This is a genomic window from Algoriphagus sp. PAP.12, from assembly GCF_026652115.1.
In the GTDB taxonomy this organism is placed as follows: domain Bacteria; phylum Bacteroidota; class Bacteroidia; order Cytophagales; family Cyclobacteriaceae; genus Algoriphagus.
Window position 1 is genome coordinate 50,883 of record NZ_JAPPSQ010000011.1, and the last position, 17,919, is coordinate 68,801.

General features: G+C 38.6%; 16 protein-coding genes. 6 read left to right on the forward strand and 10 right to left on the reverse strand.

Annotation, left to right across the window (positions count from 1 at the left end; all coding sequences use genetic code 11):
- Positions 1–71 precede the first annotated feature (71 nt).
- Together O0V13_RS13840 and O0V13_RS13845 are read left to right on the forward strand one after the other, a co-directional pair.
- Positions 72–2,519, forward strand: a complete 2,448-nt coding sequence (locus O0V13_RS13840; RefSeq protein ID WP_268035558.1) for a glycosyl hydrolase family 95 catalytic domain-containing protein — start codon at positions 72–74, stop codon at positions 2,517–2,519.
- 131 nt (positions 2,520–2,650) lie between these two features.
- Positions 2,651–3,520 carry a DUF808 domain-containing protein gene (locus tag O0V13_RS13845; protein WP_268035559.1) on the forward strand — a complete coding sequence of 290 codons (870 nt, stop codon included), beginning with the start codon at positions 2,651–2,653 and terminating at the stop codon, positions 3,518–3,520.
- A gap of 109 nt (positions 3,521–3,629) precedes the next feature.
- Here O0V13_RS13845 and O0V13_RS13850 read toward each other — a convergent pair whose 3' ends face one another.
- The 10 genes from O0V13_RS13850 to hemW all read right to left on the reverse strand — a co-directional run bounded on the left by O0V13_RS13850 (position 3,630) and on the right by hemW (position 13,139).
- Entirely contained in the window at positions 3,630–3,878 is a 249-nt protein-coding gene (locus O0V13_RS13850) for a DUF6952 family protein (protein ID WP_268035560.1), read from the reverse strand.
- Complete coding sequence (locus O0V13_RS13855) at positions 3,859–4,170, reverse strand: thioredoxin family protein (protein ID WP_073572525.1); 312 nt, start codon at positions 4,168–4,170, stop codon at positions 3,859–3,861. The genes O0V13_RS13850 and O0V13_RS13855 overlap by 20 nt, the downstream gene beginning before the upstream one ends.
- Positions 4,171–4,177: 7 nt before the next feature.
- Complete coding sequence (locus O0V13_RS13860; RefSeq protein WP_268035562.1) at positions 4,178–4,810, reverse strand: peroxiredoxin; 633 nt, start codon at positions 4,808–4,810, stop codon at positions 4,178–4,180.
- Between the two features lie 486 nt (positions 4,811–5,296).
- The gene (locus tag O0V13_RS13865; protein ID WP_268035563.1) at positions 5,297–6,661 is read right to left on the reverse strand and encodes a peptidylprolyl isomerase; all 1,365 of its coding nucleotides are present in this window, start codon (positions 6,659–6,661) and stop codon (positions 5,297–5,299) included.
- Between the two features lie 34 nt (positions 6,662–6,695).
- On the reverse strand, positions 6,696–8,684 hold the full coding sequence (locus O0V13_RS13870; protein WP_268035564.1) for a peptidylprolyl isomerase: 1,989 nt from the start codon (positions 8,682–8,684) through the stop codon (positions 6,696–6,698).
- Positions 8,685–8,774: 90 nt separating this feature from the next.
- Positions 8,775–9,188: an ATP-binding protein gene (locus O0V13_RS13875; RefSeq protein ID WP_268035565.1), complete on the reverse strand. Its 414-nt coding sequence runs from the start codon at positions 9,186–9,188 to the stop codon at positions 8,775–8,777.
- A gap of 2 nt (positions 9,189–9,190) precedes the next feature.
- The gene (locus tag O0V13_RS13880) at positions 9,191–9,526 is read right to left on the reverse strand and encodes an STAS domain-containing protein (protein ID WP_268035566.1); all 336 of its coding nucleotides are present in this window, start codon (positions 9,524–9,526) and stop codon (positions 9,191–9,193) included.
- A gap of 2 nt (positions 9,527–9,528) precedes the next feature.
- A complete protein-coding gene (locus O0V13_RS13885) occupies positions 9,529–11,595 on the reverse strand; it encodes a SpoIIE family protein phosphatase (RefSeq protein ID WP_268035567.1) in 2,067 nt (688 codons plus the stop codon).
- A gap of 106 nt (positions 11,596–11,701) precedes the next feature.
- A complete protein-coding gene (locus O0V13_RS13890; RefSeq protein WP_268035568.1) occupies positions 11,702–12,010 on the reverse strand; it encodes a DUF721 domain-containing protein in 309 nt (102 codons plus the stop codon).
- 7 nt (positions 12,011–12,017) lie between these two features.
- Positions 12,018–13,139 carry a radical SAM family heme chaperone HemW gene (gene hemW / locus O0V13_RS13895; RefSeq protein WP_268035569.1) on the reverse strand — a complete coding sequence of 374 codons (1,122 nt, stop codon included), beginning with the start codon at positions 13,137–13,139 and terminating at the stop codon, positions 12,018–12,020.
- A gap of 47 nt (positions 13,140–13,186) precedes the next feature.
- Here hemW and O0V13_RS13900 point away from each other — a divergent pair, with 47 nt between their 5' ends.
- The 4 genes from O0V13_RS13900 to O0V13_RS13915 all read left to right on the forward strand — a co-directional run bounded on the left by O0V13_RS13900 (position 13,187) and on the right by O0V13_RS13915 (position 17,860).
- Positions 13,187–14,878, forward strand: coding sequence for a BamA/TamA family outer membrane protein (locus O0V13_RS13900; protein WP_268035570.1), 1,692 nt, complete (start codon positions 13,187–13,189; stop codon positions 14,876–14,878).
- A 54-nt stretch (positions 14,879–14,932) separates the two neighbouring features.
- On the forward strand, positions 14,933–16,000 hold the full coding sequence (locus O0V13_RS13905) for a DUF4271 domain-containing protein (RefSeq protein ID WP_268035571.1): 1,068 nt from the start codon (positions 14,933–14,935) through the stop codon (positions 15,998–16,000).
- Positions 16,001–16,028: 28 nt separating this feature from the next.
- Positions 16,029–16,802, forward strand: a complete 774-nt coding sequence (locus O0V13_RS13910; RefSeq protein ID WP_268035572.1) for a uroporphyrinogen-III synthase — start codon at positions 16,029–16,031, stop codon at positions 16,800–16,802.
- A gap of 77 nt (positions 16,803–16,879) precedes the next feature.
- A complete protein-coding gene (locus O0V13_RS13915; protein WP_268035573.1) occupies positions 16,880–17,860 on the forward strand; it encodes a PorP/SprF family type IX secretion system membrane protein in 981 nt (326 codons plus the stop codon).
- Positions 17,861–17,919: the final 59 nt, after the last annotated feature.

Here is a 17,919-nt window from a genome sequence, read left to right on the forward strand (position 1 = left end):
AGCAATTTCGACCTAGGTCATATTGTCTAATTATGCTTTATATCTTAGGGGTTCAATTAACATTGCCCCCTATGAACATGCTTTTAAAGAGGCTTTTTATTTTTGGCCTTTCCTTCTTACCTGTTCTTTGCACATTTGCACAATCGCAAGATCAAACACTTTATTTTAAAAACCCAGCCAAAAACTTTACAGAATCACTTCCAATTGGAAATGGGAGGTTAGGGGCTATGATTTTTGGAAGTACCAATCGGGATAGGTTGGTCTTGAATGAAAAATCCCTATGGTCTGGAGGAATGCAAGATGCTGACAGGGAGGATGCAAATCAATATTTGGAGCAAATCCAAAACCTACTTCTCGAAGGAAAAAATAAAGAGGCTCAAGATCTACTTCAAGCCAATTTTGTAAGCAAAGGTGTTGGGTCAGGCTATGGGACTGGCGCAAATGAACACTATGGAGCCTATCAAACTTTGGGTGATTTATGGATCACTTGGAAAGACACTCTTTCTGAAGTCAACAATTATTCAAGAACCCTTAATCTTGAAGAGGCCATTGCATCAGTTAGTTGGACGAGGGGCGGAAATCAAATTTCCCAAGAATTCTATTCCAGCATTCCTGATCAGGTAATAGTCATTAGGTACCAATCAAATCAACCCAACGGATTAAACTTTTCAGTGAGGCTCTCCCGAAAGGAAAATGCAACGGTCAAGATTGAAGGAAAAGATCAGCTTCTGATGGTTGGGCAATTGCCAAACAAAGACCTTCCGGGAATGAAGTTCGCCAGTATTGTCCAAGTCATCGCACCTAATGGAAAGATTTCCCAAAACGAAAATCAGCTGACGGTTTCAAATGCCAATGAAACTTACCTGATTATAACAGCTGCGACAGATTACAATCTTCAGGATCCCAACTCAAGAGCGGGAGATCCACTTCAATTGGTCAAATCCCGTATCGGTTCTTTTCAGAAAGATGGAGCGAAAGAAAGACACCTGAAGTCTTATCAAGCTTGGTATCAGAGAAACTCTCTAAAGATGGGAACACAAAATTCAGAAGTAGAAAATTTGAGCACTCCTGAAAGGCTCCTTCGCTATTCCCAAGGAGGTAAAGATGCCCAATTACCGGTTTTGTATTACAATTTCGGGAAATACCTTTTGATTTCGTCCTCACAACCGGGAGAGCTCCCCTCCAACCTGCAGGGAATTTGGGCTCAGGAATATCAGACCCCCTGGAACGGAGACTATCATATTGATATCAATGTTCAAATGAATTATTGGTTGGCCGAGCCGATGGGCTATGGTGATTTGGCAGAGCCACTTCATCGCTTTACCTATAATCTGATGGAAAATGGAGCCAAAACTGCCAAAGCCTATTACAATGCACCGGGCTGGGTTGCCCATGTGATATCAAATCCCTGGCTTTACACTTCTCCTGGTGAAGGGGCCAGTTGGGGCTCAACGATGACTGGAGGTGCCTGGATGACGGAGCATATTTGGGAGCATTTCAGATATACTGGCGATACTGTTTTTCTTCAAGAGTACTACCCGGTATTAAAAGGAGCATCCGAATTCCTCGCTGCTGTCTTGATCAGAGAACCGAAAAATGGATATTATGTAACTGCTCCATCGAATTCACCGGAAAATTCTTATTTGATGCCCAATGGCTTCAGAGGATTTACCACCATGGGCCCAACAATCGATATGCAGATTGCCCGAGAGCTTTTTGGCAATACCATTCAGGCTGCAAAAATACTTCAAGTTGATCAGGATCTGGTCAATAATCTGGAGGAAAAGCGGGCGAATTTGGCTCCAAATACCATCGGTGCAAAGGGGGATTTGAATGAATGGCTAGAAGATTGGGAAGATGCAGAACCTCAGCACCGCCATGTTTCTCATCTATACGGATTACACCCCTATGATGAAATCACCCCTTGGAACACTCCTGAATTAGCAGAGGCAGTCAAAAAAACACTTGCAATAAGAGGTGATGATGGAACAGGCTGGAGTCGAGCTTGGAAGATAAACTTTTGGGCTAGATTGGGAGATGGAAATCACGCCTTGATTCTCCTCAAAAAGCTTTTGGAACCAGTCGGTGATGATGGTGAAAAAATAGTCATGCACAAAGGAGGAACTTATAGCAACCTATTCTGTGCACACCCACCTTTTCAGATTGATGGTAACTTTGGCGGAACGGTCGGAATCATAGAAATGTTATTCCAAAGTCATGGCAAGGAAGAAACCATTCGGCTTTTGCCGGCTCTGCCTGAAGATTCAGATTGGCAATCTGGAAGCATGAAAGGGATGCACGCCAGGGGAGGTTTTGTAGTTGATTTTTCTTGGGAAAATGGAAAAGTTTCATCTGGAAAAATCACCTCAAACTTGGGCAAATCATGCAGTTTTCTTTTGCCAAATGGCATGAAGATTCAGGACTCAAAAGGAAATTTGATAGTAGCAAACACCGGATCCAGGCCTGAAATTTTTAATTTTCAAACCCAGGCCGGTTCTTTCTACCAACTTTTACGATAATGATTTGAACTAGTGGAGGTTTATAAAGCCACTCAAATTTTGCTATCCTTCATGGCAGTTAATCCAATTATTAATTGCCCAAAGATGATTTCATTGTATCTTCCCAAAGATTTAATATTTGACTTTTAGAAATGGCATCAGGAATATTTGCACTGTTGGATGATATCGCCACTTTGATGGATGATGTCTCAGTAATGAGTAAAGTAGCAGCAAAAAAAACTGCAGGAATCTTAGGAGATGATTTGGCAGTAAATGCAGAAAAAGCATCAGGTTTTGTTTCAGACAGAGAACTTCCCGTTTTATGGGCAATTACCAAAGGCTCCCTCCTCAACAAGATAATAATCCTTCCTGTTGCATTCCTGCTCAGTGCATTCGTACCCATTGCTGTCACTATCATCTTGATCTTTGGAGGGCTTTACCTTGCCTACGAAGGGGCTGAGAAAGTTTATGAATATTTTGTCCCTCATCATCATGAAAATAAGGTGGATTTAGATGAAAAATTGAGTAAGGACGAGATACTCAAAAGGGAAAAAGTAAAAGTAAAATCAGCCATTGTAACCGACTTTATCCTTTCTGTTGAAATTATCATTATAGCTTTGGGAACAGTCGAAGGCTCCCCAATCACCACACAAATTGTGGTTGTAACTATTATAGCTCTCTTGGCAACTGTTGGTGTTTATGGAATCGTAGCACTAATCGTCAGGATGGATGAATTTGGATACAAACTCATTGATTTGAATGAGGAAACAGATAGCTTCTCGGATAAAGTAGGTCGCATGCTGGTGAATGCACTACCTTTGGTAATCAAAGCTTTGGGGTTTATTGGAACAATCGCCCTCTTTTTGGTATCAGGAGGTATTTTTGCCCACAAAATTGATTTCTTTCATCACATTCTACCTGAATCCATCCCCTCCTTTATCCAAGAGTTCATTTTTGGGTTGGTTATAGGATTTGTTGTGTTGGTAATTTTGAGTTTAGCTAAAAAAATTTTTAAAAAGTAAAACGTCATTATATCTGAAATCATCTACACTAATTGAAAGAAAACAAAAAAGGAACCCCGATTGGAGTTCCTTTTCTCAATTAACATTAGACCCAAATTGTATTATCTATTTATCTATCGATAGAGCCCAATACTTTTTTCATAAAGGTATTTCCGGCGTCTTTTTCAGACATGCCTCCAGCTACTAATTCATGAACCTCCAAAGCACCACATAGGTTGGAGATTAGCTCTCCAATCACATCGATTTCCGGTTCCTTCAAAGATGGAGCTTCAGAGATATTTTCCAATACCTCCAATGCGGTCTCGATCTGCTCAGGAGTACAGTTTCTTTGGATGGTTTTAATTACTGGCAACTTCATTAATCAAAGCTTTTAATTGGTCCTCTTTGTTCGTTTGAATTTGGTTGACCAACTGTCCTCCTTTGAAAGAAGCGAAAGTTGGCAAGTTATTTACCTGAGCCAATTTTCTAGACTGAGGGAATTTTTCAGCGTCCACGATGACAAATACTTTGTCTGCGTTTTCACCAGCCAGTCTTCTAAACTTTGGCTTCATGATGCGGCAATTGCCACACCAGCCAGCAGAGAATTGAACGATCACTTGATCATTAGAATCCACTAGCTCCTGTAGAGTATCTTCAGTTAGTTCAATCATTTTCTAATTAATTATTGGATAGGTAGTTAGCAACACCTTCGTTGGTAGCTTGCATGGCTTCTTTTCCTTCCTCCCAGTTAGCAGGACATACTTCGCCAAACTTCTCAACGTGAAGTTGTGCATCTAGAATTCTCAAATATTCATCGATATTTCTTCCCAATGGAAGATCGTTGATAGACTCATGACGTACGATTCCTTCTTTGTCGATCAAGAAAGTACCTCTGAATGCGATAGGAGCACCAGAGAAAGACCAAAGACGAGTTTCAGCATCGAAAGAATATTCCCCAGCCAAAACGCCATAGTTCAAAGAGATAGTTTTAGCAGCATCTGCCAAGATAGTGTAAGTCACACCTTCGATACCGCCTTCATTTTTTGGAGTCATCAACCAAGCAAGGTGAGTCTCTTCAGTGTCAGTAGAGCAACCCAATACCACAGTGTCTCTCTTTTCGAACTCAGCCAATTTAGCTTGGAAAGCGTGAAGCTCAGTTGGGCAAACAAAAGTAAAATCCTTTGGATAGAAGAAAAGGATGACGTTCTTCTTACCTAGGAATTGCTCCAAGTTGAAGTTTTCTACGATTTCTTCTCCATTGATTACTGCTCCTACAGAAAATGCTGGAGCTTTTTTTCCGACTAATGCCATGTTTCGTTGTTTTTATTAAAATTTGATAGAACAAAGCTAGCTCAGGAAATAGTATTTTAAAAAAGTAGAAGCTTCCGAATTCTACTTTCAAAAAGGCTATATACAGAATATAAACTCATATAAAATAAAAAAAAACGAAATAAAATATTAATATTTTATAATTCCCGTTTTTTTAAATCACCCGCAATCCGTTGCATACAGAAGAAAAAAATAATGATTGAAAGATTCTATTGATCATTTGAAAAAGCTATCGTAATCAGTGATCAGTTGGCAGTATCAGTATTCAGAGGTATAACCCAAATAGTTATAGGATGTTGAGTTTGCTGGAAAAAAGAAGAACCCTTGTTTGGATCTTCATGAACATTCCTCTACCTCAAATTCCAATCAGTCATAGTAAGACAGAAAAAATCTCCAAGAGTTTTAAACTCGTAAAGGGTTGAAATAAATTGATCAAAAAAAGCCCTGATAATTCAGGGCATTTTTCGTTTATTTTTCTTGAAGAGCATTACACCTATCATAGGATGGATCAATGTCGATAAAAACGTCTTCCTTCGCTGTCACAAACCAAGTGCTCAAGATTTCATCTTCTTTTCGTCGAAGGGTCGCTGCTTTCATTTTTTCATAATCATCATTCAAATTAGCACGATGAGCTGGATATTTAGCTTGATAGAAAAGTATTCTGACCTTTGTGCCTTCTCTTGGGTCTTCAAATCTCATTGGTTTTGAAATCGATCCGACTTCCATACTGTCCAATGTGAAATACAAAACTGGATCTTCTAGTGTTCTAAGCGTCAATCTATTGGAGCTAGTGCCTGGGTCAGTGAAGAAGCCACCGTTATCAGAAGTATTTCTATCGTCAGAATACTCCTTAGCCGCTTTTGCAAATTCAATGGTACCAGCTTGAATTTCATTTTTCAAACTATCCAAATAGCGCTCAGTTTTCAGGATGTCATCTTCATTAGCCTTTGGAATAATCAAAATGTGACGTGTATTGTAGGTGTTATTTTTAATTTCCAGAAGTTGAATCATGTGAAAACCAAACTGCGATTCTACTGGATCAGAAATTTCTCCTTGTCTCAGGCCTAGTGCAGCTCCTTCGTATTCTGGTACCATTTGTCCTCTAGCTGAGAAACCCAAATCGCCTCCATTCGCGGCAGAACCAGGGTCCTCAGAGTATTGTCTCGCCAATTCAGCAAAATCAGCTTTACCTGCTTCGATGTCCGCCTTAAATTGCTTCAATTGATTGTAGATGTTCTCCTTAGTCTGGGCATTTACTTCAGGTTTCCTTACAATCTGACCTACTGTAACTTCTGCTGAAAAGAATGGTAAGGAATCAGTAGGGATACTTTCATAAAAATTTTTCACCTCAGCAGGAGAAACCGCAAGTCCTTCAGTGATTTTACCTCTCATCCTTGTAACGACCATTTGTTCTCTGATCATTTCTTCCATTTCTGCTTTCAACTGATCGGCAGTTTTTCCATACATCTGAAGAATCATGTCTTCATTACCGCCAAACTGCTGCAAAACCATGTTGAATCTGTTTTCAGTTTCCAACATAACTTCCGGATCGGTTACGGTCACTGAGTCAATCTCTGCTTTTGCTACCATCAGTTTGTTAATGATAAGCGTTTCAAAAATTTCACAGCGAGTAGGCGGAGTCATTCCTTGCTGAGTTTGAGCAATGGCCTCCAAGAAAGTCTGCTGTACGTCTGATTCTAGTAAAATATTGTTGTCAACTTTTGCGACTATTTTATCCAACACTTGACCAGATACAGGGTTTTCTTGAGCAATGCTCTGGTGGAAGACCAAAAGGCTTAGAAATGCGGCTACTAGTAGGTTTAGTTTATTCATTGGGTGTAAATCCGGAATGATCCGGTAATTAATTTCATTGATTTATAGCAACAAAAGCTTCTTCCTTGGCGCTATTGTTGACTTTGACTGGATATTTTTGCTTGAGTGTTGCGATCAGTTGTTGATCAAGATACTCTTGATAGTCTCTGATTATAGGGCCTCTAGTTTCATCGAAATCTTTTGGTCCTGCAGGAACTTTGTCACCTAGAACAATTAGATAGATTTGTCCATCCACATTGACTTCCTGAAATTTTTGTGACAAATCAGCTTGAGCCAATGCTGGGTTTCCGGAGATTTCAATCAAGCCTGCGTTGAATTTATATGCCAATGGGTTAGGAATTTGAAAAGTAGCCTCAAATTCATCTACAATGGCTGGAGAATATGACTTATCCTTTAGGAAAGTTACGGCTTGGTCTTTTTTAGATTGATCCAAAACTTGTACTACCAATGAATTAACTCGATCTTTCCATTGGTATTTATCGATATTTTGCTCATAAAAGCTTTTCTGACCCAATGAGTCCAGAAGTCCTTTTTGCCAAACTTCTTCATTCATCAGAGTGAAAAGGAGTATACCATCATGATATTCTTTCAATAGCATTTTATACTCTTTATTATTCGCTTCCAAATCCTTCTCCTCAGCTTCTGCGAGTAGAGATCCACTATAGCGGTCATACCAAATATCGAAAGTACCCCCTTTCGTTCTTGGGATGACTTCTTCCTCGGCAATGTATGCCAAAAGATCACCTGCAGTACGAGATTTTCCCTGTAAAGTGAATAAAATTTCGTCCTTTAAACCCAATCGATCTATTTCACCTAAGAAACTGCTTTTTGGTTTATTGTTAAGGTTTGACCGAAGTTGATCTACTAAGGCATCTTTTTCTTCGAAACCATACCTAGCTTTCTGAATAGCTAATACTTGGGATTGGATCATGGAAGACCTGGAGTCCTTCAAAATTCTAGACCTGATCATATCCTCCATTTCTTCAAAAGAATCAATCGGTTTCTTTTCCTCCAATCTTAAAATATGATAGCCATATCTCGTTTTCACAGGAGGAGATACTTCTCCAATTTCTGATAAGGAAAATGCGGCCATTTCAAATTCTGGAATCATGTTTCCTACGCTAAACCATGGAAGTAATCCACCTTTTTGACTTGTGGCCGGGTCCTCTGAATAGTTTTTGACGATATCCTCCCAAATGGTAGTTGGTTTTTGGATTTCAGTATAGATGTCAGAAATTTTTCTTCTGGCTTGGTCTTCCGAATTGGGGTTGTTTTCATCAACGCGTACCAAAATATGGGATACCTGAACCTGTCCCGGATTAGGCTGTCTATCTTGAACCCTAATAATATGGTAGCCAAAGCTGGTCAAAACAGGATCTGAAACTTGGCCTGGTTGAAGATTGTAAGCGGCATCTTCGAAAGGCTGAACCATTTGAAGGGTTGTAAAGTACCCTAAATCGCCTTTGTTGACTTTAGCTGAAGGATCTTCAGAATATTCCAGTGCCAAAGCGTTGATGTCTCCACCGTTTTGGATTTCCTGCTTCACCTTAAGAGCCATTTTCAAAACGATCAAACTATCATCTGCGCTGGCATTTGGTGGGAACTGAAATAAAATATGACTTGCTCTTATGACCTCTTGCATTCGAGAATAAGCCTTTCTTAGTTCCCCCTCTTCAATTGAGTTTTTGATTAGAAATGGTGCTTTCAAATTTTCTTTGAAGGATTCGAACTCCAATTTGAACTCTTCGGAATCATCCAATCCCAAGGCCTCGGCTTCCCTCACTTTCAATTTATAGTTGATAAAAAGGTCAAGGTTTTCGTTGAATTCTTCTCTGCTTACTCCAGATGGAGGATTTCCTGTGGAGTTTCCTTTTCCAAGAAGGTAAATAAACTCATCACTGGATACATCTTTGCCGCCCACAGTCATAAGTGTTGCATCTAGAGATTGCGCATTGGCATCCAAGGTCTGGGGGCAAATGATTGTAAATAAAATAAGGAAGGCCGAAACCATTCGTAGTGTCATGAATCAGAAGGCTGAAATTTCAAGATGCAATGTTACAAAATTATCAGGATTTCAAGGGAAATGCCTGTTTGATAAAGGTTTTAACAAGAATTAGGATCGAAATAACTTGATCAACCGGCAGGTATTCATCCCCCGATGACTTTCAAATTCGATTTCATCCATAATTTTCTTTACCAAAATGATGCCTAGACCTCCTTTTCTTTTTTCAGAAATGACTTTTTTCAAATCTGGAACTTCATAATCTAGGAGGTTGAAGGCTTTTCCTTTATCTGTAATTTCAAATGTCAAGCGATCACTTTCCTGCCGCACAGCAAGAAGAATTTGATCCTTTTCATTGCATTGATGTGAATGGATAATCAGGTTGGCGCACACTTCCTCTACTGCTAAGGTGACTTGATTTAGCTCGTTTTCATCCAGCTTAGAAGGCAAGAGTGTTTGATTGAGAAAATTCCTCAATTCGGAAAGTGCCGTAGTCCGGCAAGCTATCTGGATTTTGTGTTCCATTTTTAGCTCTCCTGTAATGCTTCTTCTTTTGTTGAAACTATGCTGATCAATTGATCTAATCCGAGGATTCGGAAGACTTCAAATACCTTAGGGGAAAGGGAGAAAATTTTCAAATGAATTCCTTTATCCTGAAATTCCTCCAAATAGGACATAAATACCCCCAAACCAGCAGAGGAAATATATTCCAATTCAGAACCATCCACTAAAATAGATTTGGCTCCTTTTTCTTCAAGATCTCGGATAGATTCGTCCAGTTGTACTGAATTACTAGCATCTATTTCTCCTTTTACTTTGAGAATATGATGTGGGCTTTCTTCTAGTATTGATATTGAGAGCATAATTAGTTATTGAATTTTACTACCACTAGTGAATAGTCATCATCGATCAATCCATCCCCACCTACGAAGTCATGAACAGAATCGATGATTTTTATCTGAATTTCTTTTGGTGTTAGTTCCTGATGAATTTCGACTAAAGATCGGATTCGTTCAAAACCGAATTGTTGTGATTTGTGATTCTTGGCTTCCACGATTCCGTCAGTGAACATGACTAAGACATCTCCACTTTGGTAGCTAAAGACCTTTTCTTCAACGTGTTTTTCATATTGCTGGTTTCTTAGAATTCCCAAACCAAGGCCATCTACCTCTAAATACTCAGCTTTACCAGTTGTTTTATGAAGTAAAAGCGTAGGGACATGTCCCGCTCTTGAATGCAAAAAGCTATGGTTTGCCGTATCTAATATGAATATTGAAGCTGTAATGAAGTGATTTCGTTCCAGGCAACGACTCAATGCGGCATTAGCCCGAATCATAAATTCAGAGGCACCCAAATTGAGCTGGATCAAACTTTGGAAAATTCCTTTCATCTGAGACATATGAAATGCCGCAGAAGTTCCTTTACCTGAAACATCACCGATAATCAATACAATTCTATGCTCATCCAGTTGGAATGTGTCATAGTAATCCCCTCCAACTTCATCTGCTGCATTGGAATAGGCACAGATTTCAAAAGAGTCATTGTGATCCAATTTGACAGGAAGGAGGGCTTTTTGTACCCGTTGAGCAATTTTTAACTCTTCAAGGTATCGTTCGTTTTGGATAGCTTGATTCAGAAGGCGGTGGTTTTCTACAGCAATACTTGCCTGTCTAGCAAATGTGCTGATGATATTGACCATTTCTTTGTTGAAACCATCTCTCACTTCTTTGCAAAGTACTAATCGGCCAATTACTGCCTTATTTACAATGAGTGGAATGAGTAAAATTGACTCAAATTTGGAATGATCTACTCTCAGAGGTAAAGGAGCCAAATTATCAGGCTTGGTATCAGTAGCCCATTCTACTGCGGATTTTGTTTTTTCGATCAGGTTAGATACCTCGTGTCGGTTTTCCGAGTCAATCCATCTCTCTTGGATGACTTCCTCACCACTATCATTTTTGCTCATTTCTAGCCAAGCAGCATCAGCATATGCTGCACTCATGCAAGAATCCATCAATATGTCGAGAACCTGCTCTTCATTTTCCTCCGGTTGGATGGATTGACTTAGTCTTTGAAAATTGATTGCTTCTGTCAACTTTTGTTCAAATACCGAAGAAGTAGGCAAATTGAACAGCGTGACTAAGAAGCTAAAAAGTGCATAAATAAATATGAATATGAACAGAGAAATAAGAAACAGGTTGTCCAGCAGATTAATTGGGTAGCTCTGCTGTGAATTGCTGAATCCATTGCTTTGTAAAAAGAGGAAAGTGGTACTGAGAATGATGATAAAAAGGAATAAAAGTGATTTCCACTTTTCTTTGAAAGTCAAGTAGGGTATCCACTTCAAATTAGCTGATAAAAGGATTCCCAACCCCGTCAGTATAACCAAACCAAAGATGAAGCTGTAGTCAAGGGTGTTTTTATTGAAGAAAATAAAGAACATGGCCAATAGCAATGCAAATTCGAAGGTTTGCCATTGCTTGACTACTCGCTTGGTTTTCTGATACAAAATGAGATTCTTCCAAAGTATAGCCCCAGAGACCAAGAATATCGTGGCCATTGCGAAATAAACATGATAGAAGAAGTTCATCAAAAATGGATCTTGACCCAATTTTGAATCTCCCATCAGCCGATAGAAAAGCTGAAAAAGCATAACTACAACCGAGGCTGCCAGCCCAGTGGAAGCGGCTCTCCAAATGACATTGATAAAGTCATTTTTCGTGCTTTTGTTGATGTTATAGTTATAAAAACCGTATACAGTCAGGAAGAATAGAATTTCCAAAATCCAGGTGAATTCGGGGATTATTCCTGAATTGAGATCGTTGATGACACCAAAAAGGCGAACCATGTCTACAAACAACAGGGCTAACCATACCAAAATGGCGAGCAAAAAGCTGAGCTTTCCGATATGTATGGTTGGTAGTTTGATCATGAATGACTTCCCAATATTAGTTAAAGGGATCCGAAAAAGTAATCACTCCATAGAATAGCTAACTGATGGAATGTTAAAAAATTATAAAAGCTTATCGACTAAATACTTAAAGACAAATGAGGTCTTCAATCATTCCTTCTCCAAATCTCGATTCAATCAAACTCAAGATTTTATTTTTGTTCATTTGAATTTCTCTTTTGATAGGGCCGGAGCTTAATTTCACAAATAACTTCTTGTCCCTGATGAATACAGATTCAGTTCTGGAAGCAATGGTTTTTCCGACCAATTCTCCCCAATCATGAATCAGGCTTTTTTCCTGAAACTTCCCCTCCAATCGATAAACTTTCAATAGTTCTTTGAAAGCATCTTCCAATGGAGCGGCTTCTTTTTTTCGGCTATTAGGATTATAAGTCATACTTTTTTCAAAAGAATAAAGCGGAGGCAATACTGTCGGCAAGAAGTTTTCCGCTTTTTGTCAAAGATAAGGTATTCTCACCCCAAAGTAGCCATCCTGCCTGACCGAATTGATCGAGCTGTTTCATTTTTTCGATTTTCAGATCTTTTTGAAAACGATCCTTCAAATACTCCAGATCGATCCCCCATTTGGTTCTCAGACTGGTAAGGATGTATTCATTCAAAATATCTGATTCTTCTGTTTCTTCTTTTTCAAAACTGATTTGACCACTTTCTAATGAGTGAATAAATTTTGAATTGTTTCGGATATTGGAGCCTCTTTGGGTTCCATCGAAAGAGTGAGCCCCCGGCCCTAAACCTAAGTAAGGTACAGATTTCCAATAATTGGTGTTGTGAAGAGCTTCTTTTCCTGGGGTAGAAAAGTTGGAGATTTCATATTGATCATATCCGTGCTTCAGGGCTTCTTCTTGAAGAATTTCGAATTGTTCGGCTACAAAGTCCTCGTCAGCAGGAGAGAATTTTCCTTTTTGCTCCCAAACTCCTAAGGCAGTTTTGGGCTCAATAGTCAATGCATAGCAAGAAATATGTCCGGGATCTTGGGAAAAGACCAGCTCCAGATCTTTTTTCCACAAGGAATGATCCTTCCAAGGAAAGCCATAAATCAAGTCCATGCTGAATTTGTAAAAACCTGCATCTCTTGCTTTTTCGATGGCTTCTATTGATTCGTGAGAATTATGCGCCCGATTGTAAAACTGGAGAATTCGATCTTCAAAACTTTGAACTCCTAGACTCAATCTGTCGATTCCGAATTTTTTCCAAGCACGAAGCTTTTCAATAGATAGATCATCTGGGTTGGCTTCCAAAGTTATTTCTTGGAGATCCAAGGTGAAAAGTTTGGAAAATTCATTCAATAAAAAATCAATCCATTTGGGATCGGGTAGGGAGGGTGTGCCTCCTCCAAAATAGATTGTTTTTATTTTTTCCTTACCGAGGTATTCTTTTCTGATTTCAGCTTCCTTGGCGATCATTTTGATCATCTTCTCCAATTGTGAAGTATTGGTGCTGAAATGAAAATCGCAGTAATGACAAGCCTGCTTGCAAAATGGAATATGTACGTAGATGCCAGCCAAATGAATTCTATTATTTTGCGAATATAATTAATCCATTCCCCTCCATCATGAGGCAACTTTATTTCCTCCTTTTTCTATTCACTTTTTTAAGCCTAAAATCGCTAGCTCAGGAGCAATGGTTGGGATGGAGAGTAGGAGAGGAAAGTAGATTGTGGAAAAACTATTCAAGTGATGAAAAAAGGGTCATTGGACTTGATTCAATAGTCAATCATTATAAAATTGAGGGCTATCTGGCGGCTTTTTCAAGAGAAGAAAAAAGAAATTCCGATTCACTTTGGATTTCTATTGATTTAGGACCTGCGATTGAGAAAGTGAATTTGAGCTCTGGAAACTTACCTACTAATCTGGTCAAAAATATCAATTGGGGGGAGAAAACATTTGTAGAGGTTAGTCTTTTGATTGATCAGATTCTCCAAGATTCAGAAAATGATGGGTATCCATTTGCGTCTGTCAAACTTGATAGTATTAGTAGAACAGGAAGTGGAATCGAGGCTTCACTAAACTATGACTATGGCCCTTTGATCACTTGGGATAGTGTAAAAGTGAACGATCAGAGCAAGACTTCTGAGAAATATATTCAAAATCTTTTAGGAATTGTCCCGGGATCTCCGTTTTCTGAAAAGCAATTGAGCGAAGCGGTAAAAGTGATTGACCGATCTCCTTATTTTAAATCTTCTGGATATCCAGCTTTGACTTTTCAGTTTCAAAAAGCACAACCAACTTTTCAATTAATAGAAAGGAATGCCAATGTGATTGATGGAATTATTGGTTTTCTTCCCAATGAAAATGAACCCGGCAAGTTACTCGTTACCGGGCAATTGGATCTGCAACTGTATCATTTGGGAGGAAAAGGCAGAGATGTACTTGTAAGTTGGCAAAGGTTTAATGAGCTAACCCAAAGCCTTGCCATCAATGCTAAGGAGTCATTTATTTTTAATTCTCCTTTGGATGTTGGAGGCGCTTTTTCTCTTCTCAAGCAGGACAGCACGTTTTTGAAAAGAGATCTTGGGATTGTATTTGGATATCGGGTTTCGCCTAATTTCTATGTTAACTTTTTAGCAAATAGGGTTGCGAGTGATTTGTTGGCAACATTTGAATATAGGGAGGTTGATGAGCTTCCCGAAATTGCGGATTACCGTTGGAGTGAATATGGGGTTGCTGCAGAATGGGATTTATTAGATGATATCATTGCGCCAAGGAGAGGATTTAAAGTAAGGATTAAAACTTCCGCCGGAAACAAAAGGATTTTGGAGAATACAGGTTTGCCTGAGGAGGTTTATACGGGTCTGGATATGAATACCCCTCAATATTCTTTTCAGTTAAACTTGGAAAAACATGTGTTTATTAAACCAAATTGGGGAATGTACCTTGGAGGTGCAGGAGGTTTGGTCCAAAATGAGAATTTATTACTCAATGACCTCTATAGAATCGGAGGGTTGAAAAGTATCCGAGGGTTTAATGAGAACTTCTTTTATGCCAGTTCCTATGCATATTTGAATTTTGAACAGCGATTATTTTTTGGAGAAAACTCATTTCTCTTACTTTTTTTGGATGGAGGCATTCTGGAAAACCCTTACTTTGCAATGTCAAAGGAAAAGCCGTTTTCAATGGGAGCTGGCTTGAACTTTGAGACTGGTTCGGGAATTTTCAGATTTATTTATGCAGTCGGGAAATCTAACCAGCAAGCTCTTACATTTTCTCAGTCAAACATCCATTTTGGATATTTAGCACGGTTCTAAGAAATGATCAAAAAGATCCTTCTCTCAATTTTATGTTTATCCTTTTTTCAATCTTTGACTAAGCTCAACGCTCAAGTTTTGGAGGATTATAGCCAAAAATGGGATGTCGGAGAAAGGGAAAGTTGGTTTGGAACCTCAGACCTTGTGAGTCAGGAAGTAGATTTGACTGCCTTTCCACTTTCTTATCTTTATTTGGAAATACCTGAAGAAACGGTGGTGTTTGCGGGAGATAAATTGTGGTTTTATGCAGAAAAGGATACAGTTTGGTCCCGACAACTGATTGGCATCAAAGAAGAGCTAAAGGCAAATGAGATCAACCTGACGCTTTACAAAGAGGGGATTGGTACTCAAGATGTGAAGTTCAAAAAGGTTTTGGACCCAAAAAAAGTCTCTTTTGATAGCCAAGAAACTACGGGGGCTTTTAAGATCAGGGAGGATAAGAGAGGTGATTTCCGAGATTTTTTTGTGGTTTCTATAATAATTATCTTGGTGCTAATTGCACTTTATAAGCAGGCTTATCCTTATATATTTCGAGGCTTATCTAAGCCAAGTGGTTTGTTGAGTGATGATGATTTTTCAGAAATTGGAAGCCTACAGAAGTTTTTTTCACTGGACATACTTTCATTTGTATTTATTGTAAACTTAATGACTGCCTTAGTTGGGGTTTTAGGCTTTGCCATCTTTCGCCCTGATTTATTTTTAAGGTTGTTTCCCGAAGGATTTAAGTATCTTTTAATGGTCTGGTTAGTAGTGTCTTTCGGGCTATTGGTGTTGACTATATTTAAATTCTTGGCAATTCGGACCTTTGCATATATGTTTGATTTGGGCAAAGTTGAATTCCCTCATTTTTTCTATTTATTGAGATTGATTATTTGGGGGAGCATGCTATTCTTAGCTATTGCCTTTATGTTTTTGATGAATTCATTTTTCCAACTCGAAAATGTACTTGAATTAACTTTTCGCGGATTTTTCTGGATGTATTTAGGAGGTATTGGAGTATTATTTATTATGATGATGAATAAGTTGTCCTTTAAGAAATATCATTTATTTACTTACCTTTGCATCGCAGAATTGGTGCCTTTTCTGATCCTAGCTAAATGGGTCATGGTATTAGGTCAATAGTATTTAAAATTTAAAGGAACATACAAGTATGAGTGCAGCTACCAAGGATCGGCTTAAGCCAGTAAAAAGTATTCTTGTCTCCCAACCTAAACCTCACAACGTAAATTCCCCATATTTCCAGCTAGCCGAGAAATACAATCTTAAGGTAGATTTTAGGCAATTTATCAAAGTGGAGCCGGTTCCACCCAAGGAATTTAGGAAGCAGAAAATTGATATTCTAAAGCATACTGCTGTCATTTTTACGAGTAGAAATGCAATTGATCATTTCTTTAATATCTGTAAGGAATTCAAAATAGAAATGCCGGCGGATATGAAATATTTTTGTATTTCGGATCAAACAGCGCATTACCTTCAGAAATACATAGTAATCAGAAAAAGGAAATTATTTGTAGGTCAGAAGACTGCTCAAGATTTATTTGATTACTTCAAAAAACATAAAAATGAGAAATACCTTTTCCCATGCTCTGATATCAGAAAAAATGATATTCCTGACTATATGGAGAAGAATGGTATCGATTTTACAGAAGCAATAATTTACCATACTGTAGCGGATGACCTGTCAGATCTGTCTGATGTTAAGTATGATATTTTGGCTTTCTTTAGTCCTTCTGGATTAAAATCCCTGAAAGTAAACTTTCCTGATTTTGAACAAGGGGCAACAAGAATTGCTGCATTTGGACCAACCACAGCCAACGAAGTAAGAGAATTAGGCTTGATTTTGGACATTGAAGCTCCTTTACCAAATGCTCCAAGTATGACCGGGGCTTTGGAGCTTTACATCAAAAAGGCCAATAATTTGTAATTCTTAGAATCAAAATCTGTGGTTTTTCAGTTATAATCATTACAATAGTCTTTTCTTCTGACAAAACCACATACTAAATGATTCAGAGTAGTCAATGGAAGTGCATTTTTAGCTTGGCGGTAGTATTAAGCTTTTTTATGGTTGCTACTTCCGGCTATGCTCAGCAAGATGCTCAATTTACCCAGTACATGTACAATGGCATGTACTACAATCCCGCATTTGCAGGCAAAGAAGGTGGGTTTAGATTCTCAGCATTGCATCGATCTCAATGGGCTAATTATTCTACCTCAACAGGAGCTGGAGGAGCCCCAGTGACTCAGTTGATAACTGCACAGGGCAGTTTGGATGATAAGAATATAGGGTACGGACTAACAGTAGTCAATGATCAAATTGGTGCTACTGGAAACTTAGAAATAAACCTACAAGGTGCCTATCATAAAAAAATAAACCGTACTACCTTAAGCTTTGGTGGTTATGTAGGGATGTTCTCTAGTTCGCTTGATTATGGTGAGTTGGTTTTGGTAAACCCTGAACCAAATTTACCCAGTTCCGGGAAGGAAAGTTCCATGAATTTGAATTTTGGGGCTGGAGTTCTTTTGGACCGAGGAGATTATTACGTAGGTTTGAGTTCTCGACATATCAATGAACCAGAGTTTGATTTTGGAGACGGAGGGATTGCTAACCCTCTTTTAAACCACTCCTATCTCTTATTCGGTTATAGATTTAGACCGATAGGTCAATTGAGGATTGAACCAAGTTTTCTTTTAAAATCAGTGTCTTTGAATAATTTTTCTTACGATGTCAGCGTTATTGCTACTCATCAGAATAAAATTAGTGGAGGCATTGCGTTTAGAGGAGATGAGTCTGTTTCTTTGATTTTAGGATATTCTCTTCTTAGAGATAACTCATTAGTTTTAGGATATTCTTTCGATTTGGTGGTAAGTGGACTGGAAGCAAAATCTCCAACTAGCCATGAATTGATGTTGAGATATAGATTAGTAGATGTTAGTAAAGAGGTCCAACGGGTAATTCAACGTACACCGAGGTTTAGATTTTAAAGGATAAATAGGTTGTGTTTTACTGTAAACCAGTAGAAAACATAACATTTATTTGATTT